Raw genomic sequence first — 20,692 nt, forward strand, 5'->3', positions numbered from 1 at the left:
CCTGACCATGAGATTGCCCCATGCTTAAAGGCATCGACTCCCTGCTCACCCCCGAGTTGCTCAAGCTGCTGGCCGAAATGGGCCACGACGATGCGCTCGTGCTGGCCGACGCCAACTTCACCGCGATGAGCCTGGGTGCGGGCAAGCCCGTGCTGCGCCTGCCCGGCCATGGCATGGCGCGGACGGCACAGGCCGTGATCTCCCTGCTGCCCCTGGCCGAAGATGTGGACCACCCGGTGGCCTACATGCAGGTCAGTGGCACCGAGGCACCTTACTGCTCGGGATTGCAGCGCGAGGTGCTGGCGCTGCTGGCCCCGAACCTGCTGGCGCACCAGCAGGCCGAGGCCATCGAACGCCATGCCTTCTATGACCGGGTGCGCCGGGCCTATGCCATTGTGGTGACGGGTGAGCTGCAGCCCTTTGGCAACTTCATCCTTCGCAAGGGCGTGATCGGCGAGAATCTGCGGCCATGACACGAGCCAGTGCTTCACCCGCCCCTGGGGCCATTTCCCCTGCGCCGCCGCGCTTGTTGCGTCCGCGCGGCTCCAACCAGGTGGGCATGCGCCAGTTCAACGAGCGCGTGGTGCTGCAGGCCCTGCGCCTGCACGGCAGCCTGCCCAAAGCCGATCTGGCCCGCCTGACCGGCCTGACTGCCCAGACCATAGGGCTGATCACGGCCCGGCTCGAAGAAGACGGACTGTTGATCCGTCAGGACCGCGTGCGTGGACGCATCGGCCAGCCTTCGGTGCCCCTGGCGCTGAATCCGGACGGCGCCTTTTCCGTCGGTATCAAGATAGGCCGGCGCAGCACCGACTCCCTGCTGGTGGATTTCACCGGCAAAGTCAGGCAGCGGCTGTCGGTGACCTACCCTTTTCCCGAGGCTGGTACGCTGATTCCCACCATAGGCCAGCACCTGCGCACCCTGCGCGAGCAGCTCGGCCCGCTGGCCCCGCGCCTGGTCGGGGTCGGCGTCGCCGCACCGTTCCAGTTCGGCGGCTGGCACCGGATGCTGGGGCTGTCGGACGACCAGTCAGATGCCTGGAACCGCATCGACCTGGGCACTGAAGTCCAGGCCATGGCCGACCTGCCGGTGAACTTTGCCAAGGACACATCGGCCGCCTGCGTGGCCGAACTGGTGGCCGGCCGCGGACGCGACCTGAAGAGTTTTCTGTACCTGTTTGTGGACACCTTTGTCGGCGGGGGCCTGGTCATCAACTCCCACCCCCATGCCGGCATCCATGGCAATGCCGGTGCCGTCGCCTCGCTGCCCCTGCAGGTGGCGCAGGCAGCCGACGCGCCGCCCCAACTGATCAGTCAGGCCTCGCTGTGGGAACTGGAGCGGCGCCTGGTGGCGCAGGGGCTGGACCCGGCCGCGGCCTACGACGAGCGGGCCCTGCAGCCCCCGTTCGACCAGGAGACCGGCGCCTGGGTGGCCAGCGCCGCCAATGCGCTGGCCCACTGCGTGGTCAGCGCCACGGCCTTCCTGGACATTGATGCCGTGGTGATGGACGGCTCGTTCTGCCGGCCCCTGTTGCTCCAGCTGATCGAGCGCACCCGTGAAGCCTTGGGCCGCTACAACTGGGAAGGCCTGTGGCCAGCCACGGTGATCGCCGGCGACATGGGCCCGGACGCCCGCGCGCTGGGCGGCGCCCTGTTGCCGCTGCACGCCAATTTTGCCCCCGATCCCGACCTGTTTCTCAAGGTCGGCGGCTGAGCCGGGCCGAGCCGGGCGGCCTCAGGCCTGCCGCGCCTGGCGCCGGGCCTTCCACGCGCCAAACAGGACGAACAGGCCCGGAATCAAAATCATCGCCCAGATGATCTTGTCCAGGTTCGCCTTGACAAAGGGGACGTTGCCGAAAAAGTAGCCCGCCGTGACGATGCCGCCGACCCAGAGCGCGCCGCCTGTGATGTCGTACAGCGTGAATTTGCTGCGCGTCATTTGCGACACACCGGCCACAAACGGGGCAAAAGTCCGTAAAAAGGGCATGAAACGCGCCGCCACAATGGTGATCCCGCCGTAACGCTCGTAGAACTCGTGAGCCTGGTTAAACGCCTTTTTATTGAAAAATTTTGAATCTTCCCACTGGAACACCTTGGGGCCGAAGTAGTTGCCGATGGCGTAATTGGACTGGTTGCCCAGCACCGCTGCCGCAAACAGCAGCCCCAGCGTCAGCGGATAGCTCATCAGGCCCACGCCGCACATCGCGCCGACCACAAACAGCAGCGAGTCGCCGGGCAGAAATGGCATGACGACCACGCCGGTTTCCACAAAAATAATGAGAAACAGCAGCGCGTAAACCCAGGTGCCGTAGCTCGTGACAAAGGTTTCCAGGTGTTTGTCCACGTGGAGAATGAAATCCATCAGATAAGTTAGCAGTTCCATGAGACGGGATTATCGGGGCTGAATAAGACAGGCTTGGCAGCCCGCCGGCTCCGCCCCCTAAAATGGCTGCAACCATGAGCGCCCTGCCGTCAACCCTTTCGCCGCTCCAGACCTCCCCGCCCCCGCGCAAACCCATCCGCGAGTTGCCGGACGAGCTGATCAGCCAGATCGCCGCCGGCGAGGTGGTCGAACGGCCGGCTTCGGTGGTGCGCGAACTGGTGGATAACGCGCTGGACGCAGGGGCCACGCAGGTGACGGTGCGACTGCTGGCCGGCGGCGTGCGGCTGATCCTCGTGGAGGACGACGGCCAGGGCATCCCGCGCGAAGAATTGCCGGTGGCCCTGCGGCGCCACGCCACCAGCAAGATCGCCTCGCTGCAGGACCTCGAAGCCGTGGGCACCATGGGCTTTCGGGGTGAGGCGCTGGCCGCCATCAACTCGATTGCCGACATGAGCCTGCTGTCAAGAACACTTGACGGAGCCAGCGGGAACGCCGGCGAAGCCGCCCATGCCTGGCAACTCGATGGCCGCACCGGCGAGTTGAAGCCGGCCGCGCGCTCCCGCGGCACCAGCGTGGAAGTGCGCGAACTCTTTTATGCCACCCCGGCGCGCCGCAAGTTTTTGAAAACCGACGCCACCGAACTGGCCCATTGCATTGAAGCCGTGCGCCGCCATGCGCTGGTGCGGCCAGACGTCGGCTTTGCCATCTGGCACGAGGGCAAGCTGGTGGAGCAATGGCGCGCCTGCCCTGGTGAACCGGCTGCGGCCCACACGCAGCGTCTGGCCGATGTGCTGGGCAGCGACTTTGTCGAGCAATCCGTCGCGGTCTATTACGAAAGCGCGGCGCGGCGGACCGACGGGCTGCCCGCAGTGCGCGTGTGGGGCCGCGCCGGCATTCCGGATGCTGCGCGCTCGCGCGCCGACCAGCAGTTTGCCTATGTCAATGGCCGCTATGTACGCGACAAGGTGCTGACCCACGCGGCACGCAGCGCCTATGAAGACGTGCTGCACGGCCATCGCCAGCCGGTGTATGCGCTGTATGTCGAGATGGACCCGGCCCGCGTCGACGTGAACGTGCACCCGACCAAAATCGAAGTGCGCTTTCGCGACAGCCGCGAGGTGCACCAGGCAGTGCGCCACGCCACCGAAAACGCACTGGCCACGCCTCGCTCGGCCGCTGCGGCCAGCCCCGACGGTGCTGCAGCCGACACTGCCGCCCCCCTGATTTCCAGCGAATTTTCAGCATCAAATACCGGCTTTACCCAGAAAACCTGGGGGCAGCCAACGATCAACTTCGCAGCAAATGGTGGCCACCGGGCGTCGGACTTCGAGGCGATGTGGCCGGTACCGGTGCAGCCTGGCAGGCCAGCGGCAAGCGACGGCTTTTCACCCTCGCCAAGCCTCCCCCAAGGCGCCTCCTCCGCCGGCCCGGCAGACAGCCTGCCGCCCGGCGACTGGCCGCTGGGCCGCGCCATCGCCCAACTGCAGGGCATTTACGTACTGGCCGAGAACGCGCAGGGCCTGGTCATCGTGGACATGCACGCGGCCCACGAGCGCATCGTCTATGAACGCCTGAAAAGCCAGATGGACAGCAGCGAAGGCGCGCACATTGCCAGCCAGCCCCTGCTGATTCCGGCCACCTTTGCCGCCAGCCCGCAGGAAGTGGCCACCGCCGAGGCTTGCATTGAAACGCTGGCCACCCTGGGCCTGGAAATCACGCCGTTTTCCCCCAGGACCCTGGCGGTGCGCGCCGTGCCGACCAGCCTGGCACAGGGGGACGCGGTGGAACTGGCGCGTAGCGTGCTGGCCGAGCTGGCCCAGCACGACGCCAGCACCGTGATCCAGCGGGCCCAGAATGAGCTGCTCTCTACCATGGCCTGCCATGGCGCCGTGCGGGCCAACCGCAAGCTCACGATTGACGAGATGAACGCCCTGCTGCGCCAGATGGAAGCCACCGAGCGCTCCGACCAGTGCAACCACGGGCGGCCCACCTGGCGGCAGGTGAGCATCCGGGAGCTGGACGCCCTGTTTCTGCGCGGGCGCTGAACTTTCCGCCCGCCCGCGTATCACTTATCTGCATGAAACGCTGGCACCTCTTCACTTCCTTCTGCGCGGCGCTGGCCTTGATGGCGGGTTGCGCCACGCTCGACGAAAAGCAGCGCGACTGGATCTTCCAGCCCAGCGACCGCACCTGGAGCGGAGGCGCCGCAGCCGCCGAGGGCATGGAGGACGTCTGGATCAAGTTCAATTCCAGAATCAACGACCAGAACATCCGCCTTCATGGGCTCTGGTTGCCCGCCGACACAGACAGGGACAGGCCGCAAGCCGGCAAGGCGCCCGTCATGCTTTACCTGCACGGTGCGCGTTACAACGTCACCGGTTCCGCCCCGCGCATGCGGCGCATGCAGGAACTGGGCTTTTCGGTGCTGGCCATCGACTACCGCGGCTTTGGCAAAAGCACCCACGAGCTGCCTTCGGAGGCCTCGGCCTATGAAGACGCCCGCGTCGCCTGGGACTGGCTGGCACAGAAGTATCCCAACCGGCCGCGCTATATCTTCGGCCACTCGCTGGGCGGGCCGATTGCCATCAACCTGGCCAACGAGGTCGCTGACGAAAGCGGCACCATCGTCGAAGGCACCTTCACCTCGATAGCCGACGTGGTGAGCACGTCCAAATGGGGCTGGATGCCGCTGTCGCTGCTGATCACCCAGCGCTTTGAAGCCGTGCACAAGGTGGCGACGATTGGTTCACCTCTTCTGGTCGTCCATGGCGGCGAAGACCGCCTGATCCTGCCCGACCTGGGGCGCAAGCTGTTTGACGCAGCGACCCAGCCCAAGCTGTTCATGCTGGTCGAGGGCGGCTCGCACCACAATACCAACCTGGTCGGCCAGCCGCAGTACCGGCAGGCGCTGGCGCAGCTTTTCCAGCTGAAATAAGTCAGCCGCGCGCCCAGGCTGCCGTGCCTTTGCCACGCCTTGGTGGCGGGCAATCTGATACCCTCGAACGGATGCCCATCTCCTCCCAAAAACTGTCTTCCGAGGCTGCGCCGGCCGGCGCCGTCGTGGTACCGCCATCGATGTCGGCTGGCCTGATCGTGCTGATCCTGTCGATGCTGCTGGGCATCCAGCCGGTCACCACCGACCTCTACCTGCCCGCGCTGCCGGCGCTGACCGAAGGCTTTGCTGCCCCGATGTCGCAGGCGCAGCTCACGCTGAGTGCGCTGCTGCTGGCTTTCGGCGTCTCCCAGCTGATCTGGGGCCCGCTGTCCGACCGCTTTGGCCGGCGTCCCATCCTGTTGTGGGGCCTGGCCACTTACACGCTGGCCTCGATCGGCAGCACGCTGGCCCCCTCCATGGCGCTGCTGATCGTCTGGCGCATTGTGCAGGGCGCGGCCATGGGCGCGGTCGTGATGTGCGCACGCGCCATCGTGCGCGACCTGTACCACCCGGTTGAAGGCGCCCGCATCATGTCCAAGGGCCTGAGCGGCCTGGGCGTTCTGGCCTGCATCAGTGCCCCGCTGGGCGGCTTGCTGTCGGAGTTTTGGGGCTGGCGCGTCGCGCTGATGGCCCTGGCCGTATTTGGCGGCTGCACCCTGGCGCTGGTCGCGCTGCGTTTTGAAGAAACCCTGCGGCAGAAAAACCCGCAGGCGCTGCATCCGGCCACGCTGCTGCGCACCTGGATCCATATCCTCGGCAATCCCACCTTCCTGGTGTTCTCGGCGCTGGCCGCGGCGTCGTATGGCGGGCTGTTTACCTTTCTCGCCACGTCGTCGTTTGTGTTCATCAAGGTGCTGGGGCTGAGCAAAACACAGTACGGCCTGGTGATGTTTTCCATGTGCTTTTGCTACCTGACGGGCACCTTTATCTGCCGCCGCCTGCTGCCGCGTTTTGGCGTGCGCAAGTCGGTGGCGATTGCTGCAGGCCTGAGCGTTGCCGGCGGCACGCTGATGGGCATCTTCGCCTGGGCCGGCCTGAGCAACGTCTGGGCCATCATGCTGCCCTACTACCTCTTCATGCTGGCCCACGGCGTGCACCAGCCCTGCGGCCAGAGCGGTGCGGTGGGGCCCTTTCCGCACGCGGCAGGCGCGGCCTCGGCCATGAACGGCTTCCTGATGATGGTCCTGGCCTTTGGCATGGGCGGCTGGCTGGGCACGCAAATGGATGGCACCGTCCTGCCGCTGACCAACGGCGTATGGTTCTGGAGCGTGCTGGTGGCCGCCACCGCCTGGACCGTGGTGCAGAAATACGGAGAGCCTGCCCATGAGGCCGCCACCAAACCCTGACGTGAAGCCGGAGACAAGCGTGGGAAGGCAATTTTCCGCCGGGCCGCCCCAAGGAAAATTAGCCCCCTCGGGGCTGGAGCCTGCGGCTCCAAGTCTGCTTGAGCAGGCTTGGACAGGCGACAGAGGCGAAGCATCTGGCGAGCCGCGGCCTGCAAGGCCTCGCGCATGAACGAAGTGAAAAGCGTGGGGGCCAAGTACATTGCACTCACCGGGCCAACAGCGTCGGGCAAGACGGCTGCGGCCATGGCCATCGCGCAGCAGCATGACGTCGAGATCATCAGCGTCGATTCAGCGCTGGTCTACCGCGGCATGGACATCGGCACCGCCAAACCCACGGTCGATGAACTCGCGGCCGTGCCGCATCACCTGATCAACATCCGCGACCCGCTGCAGGCCTACAGTGCGGCCGAATTCGTGGCCGATGCCCAGCGGCTGATCGACGACATCGCCGCGCGCGGCAAGCTGCCGCTGCTGGTGGGCGGCACCATGCTGTATTTCAAGGCTCTCTTTTACGGCCTGGACGACATGCCCAAAGCCGACCCGGCGGTGCGAGCCGAGCTGGCCAGCGAAGCCGCCGCCAAAGGCTGGCCTGCGCTGCATGCCGAGCTGGCAACCGTTGACCCGGTCACCGCCGCCCGGCTGGCACCCCATGATTCACAACGCATCTCGCGCGCGCTGGAAGTGTTCCGGGTGTCCGGGCAGCCGCTGTCGTTCTTTCACCAGCAAAACGCTGCAAAAACCATAGCTGATGACGGTCGGGAAGAAAGGACTGAAATCCTTATTTCCCTTGAGCCTCAAGAGCGCAGCTGGCTGCACCACCGCATTGCCGAGCGCTTTGACGCGATGCTGGCGGCCGGCTTTGTCGAGGAAGTCAAAACCCTGCGCGCGCGCGGGGACCTGACGCCGGACTTGCCGTCCATGCGCTGCGTTGGCTACCGCCAGGCCTGGGAACTGCTTGACGCGCAGGAGGCGCGCAGCCCCGGCGGCAGCTTCCCGATGGACGAGCTGCGCGACAAGGGCATCATTGCCACGCGCCAGTTGGCCAAGCGCCAGGTCACCTGGCTGCGCTCCATGCCGCAGCGCCAGATCATCACCTGCGATACCGACCAGGCGCTGCCGCTGGTTCTGCAGGCAGTGGCTCAACACATCGAAAAGTCCAGCCGATAGCCGGCTTGCTTGTGGTGACCGCCGGTGCCAGAATGGGGCGCGCGTGCGGCGCGCGAGTCTTGCCTGCCTCAAGTTATAACAACCAAGGAGCGCGCATCATGGACCTGTCAACCTTCGTCACCTCGCTGCAAGCCAGCCTGGGCGCGAATCTCCCCAAAGTCCTCGGCGCTGTCGCCATCCTGGCCCTGGGCTGGCTGCTGGCTGTTGCGGCGCGCGCGGGCATGCGCAGGCTGCTGCGGCTGCTCCAGGTCAATACCCGCGTCGAGGAAAGCACGGGCGTGCAACTGGATGCTGAATCGCCGGTGGCGGTGGGCGTGTTCTGGCTAATCCTGCTGGCCACGCTGGTCGCCGTGCTCAATGTGCTGGACCTCTCACTGCTGACCAACCCCTTCGCCGCCATGATGGGCGACATCATCGGTTATCTGCCCAAGCTGCTCGCTGGAGCCGTGCTGTCATTGGTAACCTGGTTGCTCGCCACCGTGCTGCGCGCGCTGGCCGCCCGGGCGCTTGCCGCCACGACACTCGACGAAAAACTCTCCACCGAGGCCGGCATGGCGCCCATGAGCCAGAACGTGGGCAATGTGCTGTTCTGGCTTGTGATTCTCATGCTGCTGCCGGCCATCCTGAACGCCTTCCAGCTCAATGCCCTGCTCGAACCGGTGATCGGCATGCTCAACAAGCTGCTGGCCATGGTGCCCAACATGTTCGCGGCCCTGCTGATCGGCGGCGTGGGCTACATCGTGGCCCGCGTGCTGCGCGGCCTGGTGACCAACCTGCTGGCAGCGGCCGGCGCCGACAGCCTGAACCAGCGGGTCGGGCTCGATAGCTCCATTCGCCTGTCGGCCCTGGCGGGCACAGTGGTCTTTATCTTCGTGTTCGTGCCCTCGCTGATCGCTGCGCTCGACGCGCTCAAGATCAATGCCGTGTCGCGTCCGGCCTCGCAAATGCTCGACCTGATGTTTGCCGCCGTGCCGCACATCGTGGCGGCGTCAGTGATCCTGCTGCTGACCTGGTACATCGCGCGCTTCGCCTCGCGCCTGCTGGCCAGCTTGATGGAAAGCGCCGGGGCCGACAATCTACCGCAAAAAATGGGCATACAGCATGTGCTGTCGGGTGCCGCCCGGCCCTCGCGCCTGGCCTCGGCGCTCCTGATGTTCTTTGCCATGCTGTTTGCCGCTACCGAGGCCGCCAGCCAGCTCGGTTTCGGCCAGATGCGGAACATGGTGTCCTCCTTCATCGGGTTCGCTGCGGATGTGCTGCTGGGCGGCGCCATCCTGGCCGTCGGGTTCTGGATTTCCAACCTGGCCTATGACGCCATCCACAAGGCCGGCGGCAAACACGCGGCCGGCCTCGCAGAGATTGCCCGCATTGGCATCCTGGGCCTGGTGATCGCCATGGGGCTGCGCGCCATGGGCCTTGCCAACGAAATCGTGCAACTGGCCTTCGGCCTGACGCTGGGCGCGGTGGCCGTTGCCGTGGCGCTGTCGTTCGGGCTGGGTGGCCGCGAGGCCGCAGGCAAGCTGGCAACGCGTTGGCTGGAGCGCTGGTATAAGGATTAGCCCCCACGTTCGCTCACTTCGTGTAGCTCTCTGCCCCCCGAGGGGGCGCTGCGCCTGCGGCCCGGCGAAGCCGGTTCCGCGGCCCCTGTTGGTGGAAGCGCTCTCACCCCGGTTCACTGCGCTTAGCCCCCACGTTCGCTCACTTCGTGTAGCTCTTTGGCCCCGAGGGGGCGCTGCGCCTGCGGCCCGGCGAAGCCGGTTCCGCGGCCCCGGCTGGTGGAAGAGCTCTCACCCCGGTTCACTGCGGGTAGCATAGGGCGATGCTGCAGGTCCGCAATCTCGCCAAACGGTATGTCGAAACCCCGGTGTTCACCGGCGTTTCGTTCGATGTCGCACCCGGCGAGTTTGTCGCCATCATCGGCGAATCGGGTGTGGGCAAATCCACGCTGCTGAACTGCATGGCCGGGCTGGACACCTGGGATGACGGTTCGGTGTGGCTCAATGGCACGGATCTGGGCACGCTGACCGATGACCAGCGCGCACTGCTGCGTCGCAAACACGTGGGTTTTGTGTTCCAGGCCTTTCATGTGCTGCCGCACCTGGACGTGGCGCAAAACGTCGCACTGCCGCTGCTGTTGCTGGGCCAGCCCGATGACGCCCGGGTGCAGGCCATGCTTGATGCGGTCGGCCTTGCTGGCCTGGGCAAGCGACTGCCGCAGCAACTGAGCGGCGGGCAACTTCAGCGCGTGGCAATTGCCCGGGCGCTGGTGCACCGCCCCACCCTGCTGCTGGCCGATGAGCCCACCGGCAACCTCGACCCCACAACCGCTGCGAAAGTAATGGATGCGCTGATTGCGCAAACCCGCCAGCATGGCGCCTCGCTGGTCCTGGTCACCCATTCGGAGGCAGCCGCCGCACGGGCCGACCGCCGGCTGCACCTGAGCGCCGGCGGCATCGGGGCCTGATGGCCGCCGGGGGAGAAAGTTGCGCAAGTTTGCGTTGACCTTGCGCGGATCAACACGCACTTCCCGTGCGCGGTGGCTCAGGGGTCCGTCAGCGCTCAGCGTGCAGCCAGCAGCTCCGCGTAGCGCGCCAGGTCGACATTGCCGCCGCTCACGATGACGCCAACACGCCTGCCCTTGAGGGCCGCGTCCGCTTCAAGCGCCGCGCAGGCCCCGGCAAACGCCAGGCAACCGGTAGGCTCAACCACCATCTTCATGCGCTCGGCAAAAAAGCGCATGGCCTCGACCAGCTGCGCGTCGCTCACCGTGAGGATGTCATCAACATCGCGTCGAATGATGCCGAAGGTGTACTGACCCAGATGCTGGGTTTGCGCACCGTCGGCAATGGTCTTGGGCGTTTCGATATGAACAATCCGGCCCGCGCGCAGCGACTGCTGGCCATCGTTGCCGGCTTCGGGCTCCACGCCATACACCTTGCATTGCGGCGCCAGGGCCCGCGCGGCCAGCGCCGAGCCGCTGGTCAGCCCGCCACCGCCCAGGCAGACATACAGGCGGTCGAGCGGACCGGTCTCTTCAAGCAGTTCCTTGGCGGCCGTGCCCTGGCCGGCAATCACGTCGGGATGGTCATAGGGCGGAATCAGGGTCATACCCCGCTCGGCCGCCAGCCGCTGCGTGAGCGCCTCGCGGTCTTCGCTGAAGCGGTCGTACAGCACCACCTCGGCGCCGTAGCCACGCGTCGCGGCCAGCTTGGCAGCCGGTGCGTCCTGCGGCATCACGATCAACGCGGGCATGCCGAGCAGCCGCGCCGACAGCGCCACCGCCTGTGCATGGTTGCCCGACGAAAACGCGATCGCCCCGGCCCGGCGCTGGCCCGCGTCGAACTTTGACAGCGCATTGAACGCTCCACGGAACTTAAACGCCCCCATGCGCTGGAAGTTTTCGCACTTGAAGAAAAACTGGGAACCCCAGCGGGCATCGGCCGTGGCGGAGGTCAGTACCGGCGTGCGGTGCGCGTGGCCCTCAAGCCGCGCGGCTGCGGCGAGGACGTCGTCGTAAACGGGAAGTTGCAGCATGGCAGAAAGCGCTTTCGTTCGGATAAGGCGGGAAGAGCCACCAGGAAAAGCCAAAAGGAAAAAACAACAGCGTACCTTAAGGCAAAAAGCGGTGACGTTTCCACCGTAAGGCCGCATTGAAATTTCGCGGGAGCTCTGTTCCGCCAAATACTTGAAATCACCTCCGGGATGCTGCGCCTCGTCACTCGGCGTTGGCAAGCTCCAGCCCCATTTCCTGCAGCGCATCCCGAACCGCTTCCACGGCGCCCGCCATGCCGCGCGCGCCGAGCTGGCCCATGCAACCGACGCGAAAAGTCTCCACCGCGGTCAGTTTTCCGGGGTAAAGAATATAGCCGCGCTGCCTGACCGCGTTGTAAAAGGCTTTGAACTCGTAGGCCGGGCTGGCGGGCGCATGGAAGGTCACGATGATGGGCGCCTGGATCGCCGCGGGCAGGAAGCTGCGCAAGCCCAGCCCGGCCAGGCCACTGATGAGCTCGCGGCAATTCTTGGCATAGGCGCCGCCGCGCGCGGCCAGCCCGCCTTGTTCGAAATACTGCGTGAGCGCGGCGTCCAGCGCGGCCACCACATGGGTCGGCGGGGTAAAGCGCCACTGCGTGGTCTTGTTCATGTAGACCCACTGGTCGTACAGGTCCATCGCCAGCGAATGGCAGTTGCCCTCGCAGCGCTCCAGTGCGGCGCGGCGCGCCAGCACAAAGCCCATACCGGGAACGCCTTCCAGGCACTTGCCCGACGCGGCGACCACGGCGTCGAACGGCGTCTTGCGTGCATCAATCTCCAGCGCGCCGAACGAGCTCATCGCATCGACGATCAAGCCCTTGCCGTGGCGCTGCACGACCAGTGCAATCTCGTGCAGCGGGTTCAGAATACCCGTGCTGGTTTCGCAGTGCACCAGCGCGACGTGGGTGATGGAGGGGTCCTTGGCGAGCAGCCGGTCAATGTCTTCGGGTCGGATTTGCGCATCTTCCGCATACTCGAAGGTGGTGAGCTTGCGGCCCAGCACCTTGCAGATTTTGGCGATGCGCTGGCAATAGGCGCCGTTGACCGGCACCAGCACATGCCCCCCTTTTTCGCCCGGCGGCACCAGCGTGCCAATGGCCGCCTCGACTGAAAAAGTACCGCTGCCCTGCAGGGGAACGCACTCATGCGTGCCTTCGCCGTGCACGATGCGCAGCAGGCCCTGGCGCAGGCGCGCGGTGATGGCATTGAAATCCGTATCCCAGGAGCCCCAGTCACGCAGCATGCTTTGCTTGGTGCGGCTCGACGTGGTCAGCGGTCCGGGGGTCAGAAGAATGGCGTCGGTTGTCATGAAAGCTCCTTGGATGTTTGGCAAATGGAAAAACGGAAAAGTGGCAAGTCGGAAGGGATCGGGCTTCATTGGCGGGCGACGTTTCGCCACGCCTGGGTCTTGCGCAGCAGCACGCGGGTGGCCACCGCATACACCAGGCAGACCGCGACAGAAGTCAGCACGGTCAGGCTGGCCAGCGCCGCCGCCGGGCCGATGTCGCCGGCTTCGTCCAGATTCATGATGGCCACCGCCGCGAGGATGGTGTCGGGCGAGTACAGGAAGACGACGCCCGACAGCGTGGCCATGGACACCACGAAGTAGTAGCGCGCTATGTCCAGCACCGCCGGCAGGCACACCGGCAAGGTCACGCGAAAGAAGGTCTTGTAGAACGGCACCTTCAGCGAAGCCGACACGGCCTCGAATTCATTGTCGATCTGCTTGAGCGCCGTCACCGCAGTCAAATGGCTGGAGGTGTAGTAGTGCACGATGACCGACAGCACAAGTAGGGTCATGGTCGAGTACAGAAAGCCCAGCGGATTGTTGGGATGGTTGAAAAACATGATGTAGCCCAGGCCCAGCACAAGGCCCGGCACGGCCATGGAGAGCATGGCCAGCAGGTGCATCAGCGGGCGGATCAACTCCAGCCCGCGGGTCTTCTCGGTCAGGTAGGCGCCGATGAACACCGTGAGCGAGCCGAAGAAAGCCACGCACACCGCCATCTTCAGGCTGTTGGTGTAGGCCGAGGCCAGGTCGCCGTCGACCAGGGCGAACTCGTAATGGCGCAGGCTCAAGGAGAGGTCATACGGCCAGAGCTTGATGAAGGACGTCCAGATCGCCATGCCCACCACAGCCAACAGCAGTGCGCACACCAGCGCGCAGTAGGCCGTCATCAAGGTATCGAAGCCCCGCCGCGGTTTGGCCGCGTAGGGCACGGAGCGCGCCGACAGCTGGGCCCGCAGCTTGCGCCGCACGCGGCTGTCGATCAGGAAGGAGGCGATCGAGGGCAGCAGCAACAGCAGGCCCACCACCGCGCCGCGGCCGAAGTTCTGCTGGCCGACCACCTGCTTGAACACGTCCAGCGACAGCACGCTGAAGTTGCCGCCTATCACCTTGGGTGCGCCGAAGTCGCTAATCACATAGGTGAAGACGACGGTGGACGCGCTGATCAACCCGTATTTGCAGGACGGCAGCGTGATGGTGAAGAACTTGCGCACGGTCGAGGTGCCGAACGAGTCGGCAGCCTCGTACAGCCGTCCGTCGGCCAGCGACAGCGCGGTCAGCAGGATCATGAGCGCATGCGGAAAGGTGTTGTAGACCTCCGACAGGATGATGCCGGGCGCGCCGTAGATCGAGCCCAGGCCGATCAGCTCGAGCACCGGCTTGAGCACGCCCTGGTTGCCGAACCACTGGATGAAGGCGATAGCCGACAGCAGCGAAGGCGCCAGCAGCGGAATCAGCGCGATCAGCCGGAACGTGCCCTTGAAGGGCGCACAGCTGCGGGCCAGCGCATAGGCGAAGGTGAAGGCCAGGGGCACCGAAATCAGAACCACGGTGGCGGCCACCCAGATCGAGTTCCAGGCTGCGCCCAGCAGCGCCGGCGTCTGCAGGTACTCGACAAAATGGGTAAAGCCGATGAAGTTGCCATCGTTGTCCTGCACCGCCCGGGCAAAGATTGATGCCATTGGCGCCAGCAGGAACAGCATCAGGAACAGCATCACCGTGAGCAGCACGCCGCGCGCAATGAGGTCCTCGCGCGACAGGCCGAGGCGGCGCGCGCCAACGGCCGGCCCGGCCAGCGTAGCGGCGCGGGCGATGATGACCCCCCCACGCCCGGCGATGCCGGGCTGCCCCCCAGGGGGGCGCGAGCTTGCTTGAAGCGGTTCTGCGCGGGCGCTCACAGGGATACCCCAGCCGGAAACACCCGGATGCGTTCGCTGCGCAGCGCCAGGTCAATCCGCGCACCGGCCTGCACACCCAGGTCGTGCAGCTGGTTCAGCGAAAAACACAGGTGCAGCGACTGGCCCTCGAGCTCGTCGATCTGCATTTCCGCCAGGCACGAGCTGCCCAGGAATTCAACCTTCAGGACTTCGCCGCGGACGCGGTTCGGCTGCCCTTCGCGTTCATGGCCCACCGCCCGGTCTTCCGGACGCAGGTAGAGCCTGACCGCCTGGCCGGCCGTGTAATCGCCATGCTCGCCGCTGCAATGCAGCTCCAGGCGGCCGGCGCGAAAACGCCCCTGCCCGAGCGCGATGGCCGGCAACACATTGACCTTGCCGACAAAATCCGCCACGAAGGGCGTGGCGGGGCGCTCATAGATGTCGTTCGGTGTGCCGATCTGCTCGATCACCCCGTGGTTCATCACGACAATGCGGTCGGCCATGGACAGCGCCTCCTCCTGGTCGTGCGTGACCATGATGGCGGTCACGCCCAGTTTCTGCTGCAGCCGGCGGATCTCGCCGCGCAGGCGGATGCGCTCCAGCGCATCCAGCGCCGACAGGGGTTCATCCAGCAGCAACAGGCGCGGCGCGGTCGCCAGCGCACGCGCCAGTGCCACGCGCTGCTGCTGCCCGCCCGACAGCTGGGCCGGATACTTTTCCCCCGACGTCGGCAGGCCCACCAGCTTGAGCAGTTCCGCGACGCGGGCGCTGATTTCAGCCCGCGGTTTTTTCCGGCTCACCAGGCCGTAGGCCACGTTCCCGGCGATGGTGAGGTTGGGAAACAGGGCGTAGGACTGGAACACGATGCCGTAGTCGCGCTTGACCGGCGGCAGCCAGGAAATATCGCGGCCGTTCTGCACGATGCGGCCGCTGGTCTGCGTTTCCAGGCCGGCAATGATGCGCAGCAACGTGGTCTTCCCGCAGCCGGAGGGCCCGAGCAGGCACAGCATCTCGCCCTGCCGGACCTCCAGGTCTATGTGCTGGAGCACCGTGACCTTGTCAAAGCGCTTGTGCACGCCCTCGATACCCAGCGCAATGCCGGTCGTGTGATGCGGCGAGGCAAAGCTCGCCATTTCCGCTGGCAGTCTCATATCCATCTGCTATCTCCTTGTGACGTTATCGGTGGCGTGGAGCATGGGCCGGCCATGCCGGTGGCTGCGTTCGTTTCAGCGGTCTTCCGGGAATTTCCGCAGCACCTTCGGCGAATAGTAAATTGCAGATCGTAATATGTCAATTGTTGACAATCTTCAATTTGCAGGATTTAATCACCGCATCGGCACGAAAAGAAACCGGACTCCTTCATGAGCACCTCACCCGCCCTCTCTTCCTTCTCTCCCTTCTCTCCCCTGTCCCCTCTGCAAATGCTGCAGGCCAATACCCTGCCCTCACTGGTGCAGGCCGAGATCGAGCAAATGATCCTGCGCAGCGAGCTGCCCGGAGGCGCGCGAATCAATGAAAGCGACCTCGCCGCCCGCTTCGGCACCAGCCGCGGCCCGGTGCGCGAGGCACTGCGCGCGCTGGAAGAATGCGGCCTGGTGCGCTCGGAAAAAAACCGCGGGGTCTTCGTGCGCGAAATAACGCTGGCCGAAGCCGACGAGATCTACGACCTGCGCGAGGTGCTGGACGACATGATCGGACGCCGCCTCGCCGTGCAGATCACGGCGCAGCAGCTGAAGGTGCTGAAGAACCTTCTCGCCGAGATGGACGACGCCATGAGCCGCCAGGACATCAAGCGCTACCACGCGCTCAACCTCGAGTTTCACGATGCGCTGGTTGGTTTTGCCGGCAACTCCCGGCTGAGCGACACCTACCGGCGCCTGACCAAGGAGCTGCTGCTGTTCCGCCTGCGCGGCCTGCAGGACGGGGGCGGCTTTGCGGTCTCCAACGCCGAGCACAAGGCCGCCGTGCTGGCCATCGCATCACGCGACCCTGAGCGCGCCGGCCGGACGCTGCGCGCCCATGCGGCCGACAGCCGGGCCCGCATGCACAAGGCTTTTGGCAGAGGCGCCAGTGAGCCAGTCTCTCCCGCAATTTCCCTGAAAAAACCACGGCCCATCATGGCCATCAACCCCTGAGGACATCATGAACAAAGACATTACCGTGAACGACAGGCGCTACCAATGGATGGACCACCCGGTGGTGGTGGTCTGCGTGGACGGCTGCCAGTACGAATACATCACCGCCGCCGTGGCGGCCGGCGTGGCACCCTTCCTGGGCAGGCTGCTGGCCGGGCGCGGCACCTGCTACATGGCGGACTGCGTCATTCCAAGTTTCACCAACCCGAACAACCTGTCCATCGTGACGGGTGCGCCACCCTCGGTGCACGGCATCTGCGGCAACTACTTCTTCGACCGCGAGCGGGGTGAAGAGGTGATGATGAACGACCCCCGCTACCTGCGCGCGGGCACCATCCTGGCAGCCTTCGCCGATGCGGGCGCCAAGGTGGCCGTGATCACGGCGAAGGACAAACTGCGCAAGCTGCTGGGCCACAAAATGGACGGCATCTGCTTTTCCTCGGAAAAGGCCGACCAGGTGAGCGTCGAGGAAAACGGCATTGACGACGTGCTCGGCATGGTCGGCATGCCGGTGCCTTCGGTCTACAGCGCCGAGCTGTCGGAGTTCGTGTTTGTCGCCGGCGTCAAGCTGATGGAGCGCGAGCGGCCTGACCTGATGTATTTGTCCACTACCGACTACATCCAGCACAAGGCAGCCCCCGGCACCACGATGGCAAACGACTTCTACGCCATGATGGATCGCAACCTCGCCCGTCTGGACATGCTGGGCGCCACCATTGTGCTCACCGCGGACCACGGCATGAACGACAAGCACGGCCGGGACGGGCAGCCCAATGTGATTTACCTGCAGGACACGCTGGACGAATGGATTGGCCAGGACCATGCCCGCGTCATCCTGCCCATCACCGACCCGTATGTGGTGCACCACGGCGCGCTCGGCTCATTCGCGCTCGTCTATGTGCCGGAAGATGTGGACGCCAGCGCGCTGCGTGACCGCATTGCCGCGCTGCCAGGCATTGAGACGGTGCTGTCGCGCCTGGAGGCCTGCGACCATTTCGAGCTGCCGTTCGACCGGGTTGGAGACATCGTGGTGGTGGCAAGCCAGGACACAGTGATCGGCACCAACGCCGAGCGCCATGACCTCTCGGGGCTGGACGTGCCGCTGCGCTCCCACGGGGGCGTGTCGGAGCAGAAAGTGCCGCTGGTCGTCAACCGCCAGGTGCCCCAGGCCTTCCCCGACCGGCGCTGGCGCAATTTTGACGCCTTCGAGCTCGGCCTCAACCTGGCCCGCTGATCCACCGCAAAAACATCACCGAACCGCCACAGAAACAGAAACAAGGAACCAACATGTCTGCCGTACTTGCCGATGCTCCTTCCCAGGCACTTCCTTCCCGGGTGCTTCATGAATCGCTGCGCATTGCCGGTGAAAAAGTTTCGCGTGACCGCGTCATCGAGGTGAAACATCCCTATAGCGGCAAGATCGTCGCGACCGTACCCAAGGCCACGCTGGACGACGTCCGGCGTGCCTTGCGCATCGCGCGCGACTACCGTTCCACGCTGACCCGCCACGACCGCTACCGCATCCTGATGAAAGCCGGCGAGCTGGTCGCCCATCGCCGCGACGAGATTGCACGCCTGATCACGCTGGAATCGGGCCTGTGCCTGAAGGACACGCAGTATGAAGTCGGCCGCGCTTCCGATGTGATGCTGTTCGCGGCGAACCAGGCCCTGGTGGACGACGGCCAGGTGTTCTCGTGCGACCTGACGGCGCACGGCAAGAGCCGCAAGGTCTACACGCTGAAAGAGCCGCTGCTCGGCGCCATCACCGCCATCACCCCGTTCAACCACCCGCTTAACCAGGTGATCCACAAGATCGCGCCGGCGGTAGCGACCAACAACCGCGTGGTGCTCAAGCCCAGCGAGAAAACGCCGCTGGCGGCCTACTTGATTGCCGACATCCTGTACGAGGCGGGCCTGCCGCCGCAGATGCTGTCGGTGGTGACCGGCGATCCGGCCGAGATCGCCGACGAGCTGCTGACCAGCCCCGATGTGGACCTGGTGACGTTCACCGGCGGCGTGGCCATTGGCAAATACATCGCCGGCAAGGCCATCTACAAGCGCCAGATCCTTGAGCTCGGCGGCAACGATCCCATCATCGTGATGGACGATGCCGACATCGAGGAAGCGGCCACCCTCGCAGCCAGCGGCTCGTACAAGAATTCGGGCCAGCGCTGCACCGCCATCAAGCGCATCCTAGTGCAGGAGAGCGTGGCCGACCGCTTCGTCGAGTTGCTGGTGGAAAAAACCCGGGCGCTGAAGTACGGTGACCCGTTTGACCCGGCCATGGACATGGGCACCGTGATCGACGAGCCCGCAGCCATCCATTTTGAAAAGGTGGTCAACGAGGCCATTGCCCAGGGCGCGAAGCTGCTGGTGGGCAATGTGCGGCGCGGCGCGCTGTATGCGCCCACCGTGCTGGACCATGTGCGGCCCGGCATGACCGTGGTCAGGGAGGAGACCTTTGGCCCGGTGTCGCCGGTGATCCGCTTCAAGACACTGGATGAAGCGATCGCCATCGTCAATGGCACGGCCTACGGCCTGTCTTCGTCGCTCTGCACCAACCGGCTCGACACCATCACCCGCGTGGTGCAGGAACTGCATGTGGGCAGCGTCAATGTGCGCGAGGTGCCCGGTTACCGCCTGGAAATGACACCCTTCGGCGGCATCAAGGACTCGGGGCTGGGCTACAAGGAAGGTGTGCTTGAAGCGATGAAGAGTTTTTGCAACACCAAGACCTACTCGCTGCCCTGGTAAGCCGCGGCCGCCGCTTATCCCTGCCCTTACCCGTGCCCTTATCTGTGCCTCTGCCTTTGCCTTTGCCCCTTTTTTTAGCCCCTTCTTGCTTTATTGCTTTTATTGCCTTATTACTTCATTGACTTCATTGACTTCATTGATCCAGGAGACAAACACCATGCTCATCGGAATTCCCAAGGAAATCAAGAACCATGAATACCGTGTCGGCCTGACACCGTCGTCCGTGCGTGAGCTGGCGGCGGCCGGCCACCGCGTGATCGTGGAGCACAACGCAGGCTCCGGCATCGGTGCCAGCGACGCCGAGTACGAAAAAGCGGGTGCCGGCATTGTCCAGGGGGCAGATGAAGTGTTTGCGCGCGCCGACATGGTGGTGAAGGTCAAGGAGCCGCAAGCCGCGGAGCGCGCACAGCTTCGGCCCGGCCAGTTGCTGTTCACTTACCTGCATCTGGCGCCCGACCCGCAGCAATGCAAGGAACTGGTCGACAGCGGCGCGGTCTGCATCGCCTACGAAACCGTGACCCAGGCCGGTGGCGGCCTGCCCTTGCTGGCGCCGATGTCCGAAGTGGCCGGCCGCATGTCGGTGCAGGCGGCTGCGCACAGCCTGGAGCGGGCCCATGGCGGCCGCGGCATACTGCTCGGAGGCGTGCCCGGTGTGGCGCCCGCCAAAATCGTGATCCTCGGCGCGGGCGTGGTCGGCTCCAACGCGGCACAGATCGCCGTGGGCACCGGTGCCCAGGTGGTGGTGATAGACCGCAGCCTCGATGCGCTGCGCCGCATGGACCGCCTGCTGGGGGCGCGCGTGATCACCCTGTTCTCGAACCGCGACAACATCGAGGAGCAGGTGCTGTCGGCAGACGCGGTGATCGGCGGCGTGCTGATTCCCGGCGCGGCCGCCCCCAAGCTCGTGTCGCGCGAGCTGCTGTCGCGCATGAAGCCGGGCTCGGTGGTGGTTGATGTGGCCATCGACCAGGGCGGCTGCTTCGAAACCTCGCACGCCACCACCCACGCCGACCCCACCTACGTGGTGGACGGCGTCGTGCACTACTGCGTGGCCAACATGCCGGGCGGCGTGCCGCGCACCTCCACCTATGCCCTGAACAACGCCACCCTGCCCTTTGTGCTGGCCTTGGCGAACAAAGGGTGGCGGCAGGCACTGAAGGACGACGTGCACCTGCGCAACGGCCTCAACGTCGCTGACGGCAAGGTCACCTGCCTGGAGGTGGCGAATGACCTGCGCTACGTCTACCATGCCCCGCAAACCCTGCTGGCGGCCTGA

General features: G+C 65.2%; 17 protein-coding genes. 12 read left to right on the forward strand and 5 right to left on the reverse strand.

Features of this window, described 5'->3' with window-relative positions; translation table 11 throughout:
• The first annotated feature begins 20 nt into the window (after positions 1-20).
• Both BPRO_RS16020 and BPRO_RS16025 read left to right on the forward strand, forming a co-directional pair.
• Positions 21-473, forward strand: coding sequence for an RbsD/FucU family protein (locus tag BPRO_RS16020; protein WP_011484115.1), 453 nt, complete (start codon positions 21-23; stop codon positions 471-473).
• Positions 470-1,714, forward strand: a complete 1,245-nt coding sequence (locus tag BPRO_RS16025; protein ID WP_011484116.1) for an ROK family transcriptional regulator — start codon at positions 470-472, stop codon at positions 1,712-1,714. Before BPRO_RS16020 ends, BPRO_RS16025 begins: the two co-directional genes overlap by 4 nt.
• Positions 1,715-1,735: 21 nt before the next feature.
• Here BPRO_RS16025 and BPRO_RS16030 read toward each other — a convergent pair whose 3' ends face one another.
• A complete protein-coding gene (locus BPRO_RS16030; protein WP_011484117.1) occupies positions 1,736-2,383 on the reverse strand; it encodes a VTT domain-containing protein in 648 nt (215 codons plus the stop codon).
• Between the two features lie 74 nt (positions 2,384-2,457).
• On the opposite strand from BPRO_RS16030, the gene mutL reads away from it, so the two are divergent.
• From mutL to BPRO_RS16060, 6 genes are all read left to right on the forward strand, one after another.
• Positions 2,458-4,428 (forward strand): DNA mismatch repair endonuclease MutL, encoded by a 1,971-nt coding sequence (mutL, locus tag BPRO_RS16035; protein ID WP_041388880.1) that lies wholly within the window; start codon positions 2,458-2,460, stop codon positions 4,426-4,428.
• Between the two features lie 32 nt (positions 4,429-4,460).
• Positions 4,461-5,318, forward strand: a complete 858-nt coding sequence (locus BPRO_RS16040) for an alpha/beta hydrolase (protein ID WP_011484119.1) — start codon at positions 4,461-4,463, stop codon at positions 5,316-5,318.
• A gap of 71 nt (positions 5,319-5,389) precedes the next feature.
• A complete protein-coding gene (locus BPRO_RS16045) occupies positions 5,390-6,664 on the forward strand; it encodes a multidrug effflux MFS transporter (RefSeq protein ID WP_011484120.1) in 1,275 nt (424 codons plus the stop codon).
• Positions 6,665-6,829: 165 nt separating this feature from the next.
• Complete coding sequence (miaA, locus tag BPRO_RS16050) at positions 6,830-7,831, forward strand: tRNA (adenosine(37)-N6)-dimethylallyltransferase MiaA (protein ID WP_011484121.1); 1,002 nt, start codon at positions 6,830-6,832, stop codon at positions 7,829-7,831.
• A gap of 98 nt (positions 7,832-7,929) precedes the next feature.
• Positions 7,930-9,390: a mechanosensitive ion channel gene (locus BPRO_RS16055; protein WP_011484122.1), complete on the forward strand. Its 1,461-nt coding sequence runs from the start codon at positions 7,930-7,932 to the stop codon at positions 9,388-9,390.
• A gap of 260 nt (positions 9,391-9,650) precedes the next feature.
• Entirely contained in the window at positions 9,651-10,295 is a 645-nt protein-coding gene (locus BPRO_RS16060) for an ABC transporter ATP-binding protein (RefSeq protein WP_011484123.1), read from the forward strand.
• A 95-nt stretch (positions 10,296-10,390) separates the two neighbouring features.
• Here BPRO_RS16060 and BPRO_RS16065 read toward each other — a convergent pair whose 3' ends face one another.
• The 4 genes from BPRO_RS16065 to BPRO_RS16080 all read right to left on the reverse strand — a co-directional run bounded on the left by BPRO_RS16065 (position 10,391) and on the right by BPRO_RS16080 (position 15,678).
• Entirely contained in the window at positions 10,391-11,365 is a 975-nt protein-coding gene (locus tag BPRO_RS16065) for a threo-3-hydroxy-L-aspartate ammonia-lyase (RefSeq protein ID WP_011484124.1), read from the reverse strand.
• A gap of 181 nt (positions 11,366-11,546) precedes the next feature.
• Positions 11,547-12,671: a 2-aminoethylphosphonate--pyruvate transaminase gene (locus BPRO_RS16070; protein WP_011484125.1), complete on the reverse strand. Its 1,125-nt coding sequence runs from the start codon at positions 12,669-12,671 to the stop codon at positions 11,547-11,549.
• Between the two features lie 65 nt (positions 12,672-12,736).
• The gene (locus BPRO_RS16075; protein WP_011484126.1) at positions 12,737-14,548 is read right to left on the reverse strand and encodes a putative 2-aminoethylphosphonate ABC transporter permease subunit; all 1,812 of its coding nucleotides are present in this window, start codon (positions 14,546-14,548) and stop codon (positions 12,737-12,739) included.
• Positions 14,545-15,678, reverse strand: coding sequence for a putative 2-aminoethylphosphonate ABC transporter ATP-binding protein (locus BPRO_RS16080; RefSeq protein ID WP_232291573.1), 1,134 nt, complete (start codon positions 15,676-15,678; stop codon positions 14,545-14,547). Before BPRO_RS16080 ends, BPRO_RS16075 begins: the two co-directional genes overlap by 4 nt.
• A gap of 210 nt (positions 15,679-15,888) precedes the next feature.
• On the opposite strand from BPRO_RS16080, the gene BPRO_RS16085 reads away from it, so the two are divergent.
• The 4 genes from BPRO_RS16085 (at position 15,889) to ald (ending at position 20,692) form a co-directional block, all read left to right on the forward strand.
• A complete protein-coding gene (locus BPRO_RS16085) occupies positions 15,889-16,662 on the forward strand; it encodes a phosphonate utilization associated transcriptional regulator (RefSeq protein ID WP_011484128.1) in 774 nt (257 codons plus the stop codon).
• Positions 16,663-16,669: 7 nt separating this feature from the next.
• Positions 16,670-17,896 carry a phosphonoacetate hydrolase gene (gene phnA, locus BPRO_RS16090; RefSeq protein WP_011484129.1) on the forward strand — a complete coding sequence of 409 codons (1,227 nt, stop codon included), beginning with the start codon at positions 16,670-16,672 and terminating at the stop codon, positions 17,894-17,896.
• Positions 17,897-17,949: 53 nt separating this feature from the next.
• The gene (phnY, locus tag BPRO_RS16095) at positions 17,950-19,416 is read left to right on the forward strand and encodes a phosphonoacetaldehyde dehydrogenase (RefSeq protein WP_011484130.1); all 1,467 of its coding nucleotides are present in this window, start codon (positions 17,950-17,952) and stop codon (positions 19,414-19,416) included.
• Positions 19,417-19,573: 157 nt separating this feature from the next.
• Entirely contained in the window at positions 19,574-20,692 is a 1,119-nt protein-coding gene (gene ald / locus BPRO_RS16100; RefSeq protein WP_011484131.1) for an alanine dehydrogenase, read from the forward strand.

Origin of the sequence: Polaromonas sp. JS666 (genome assembly GCF_000013865.1) — a bacterium.
In the GTDB taxonomy this organism is placed as follows: domain Bacteria; phylum Pseudomonadota; class Gammaproteobacteria; order Burkholderiales; family Burkholderiaceae_C; genus Polaromonas.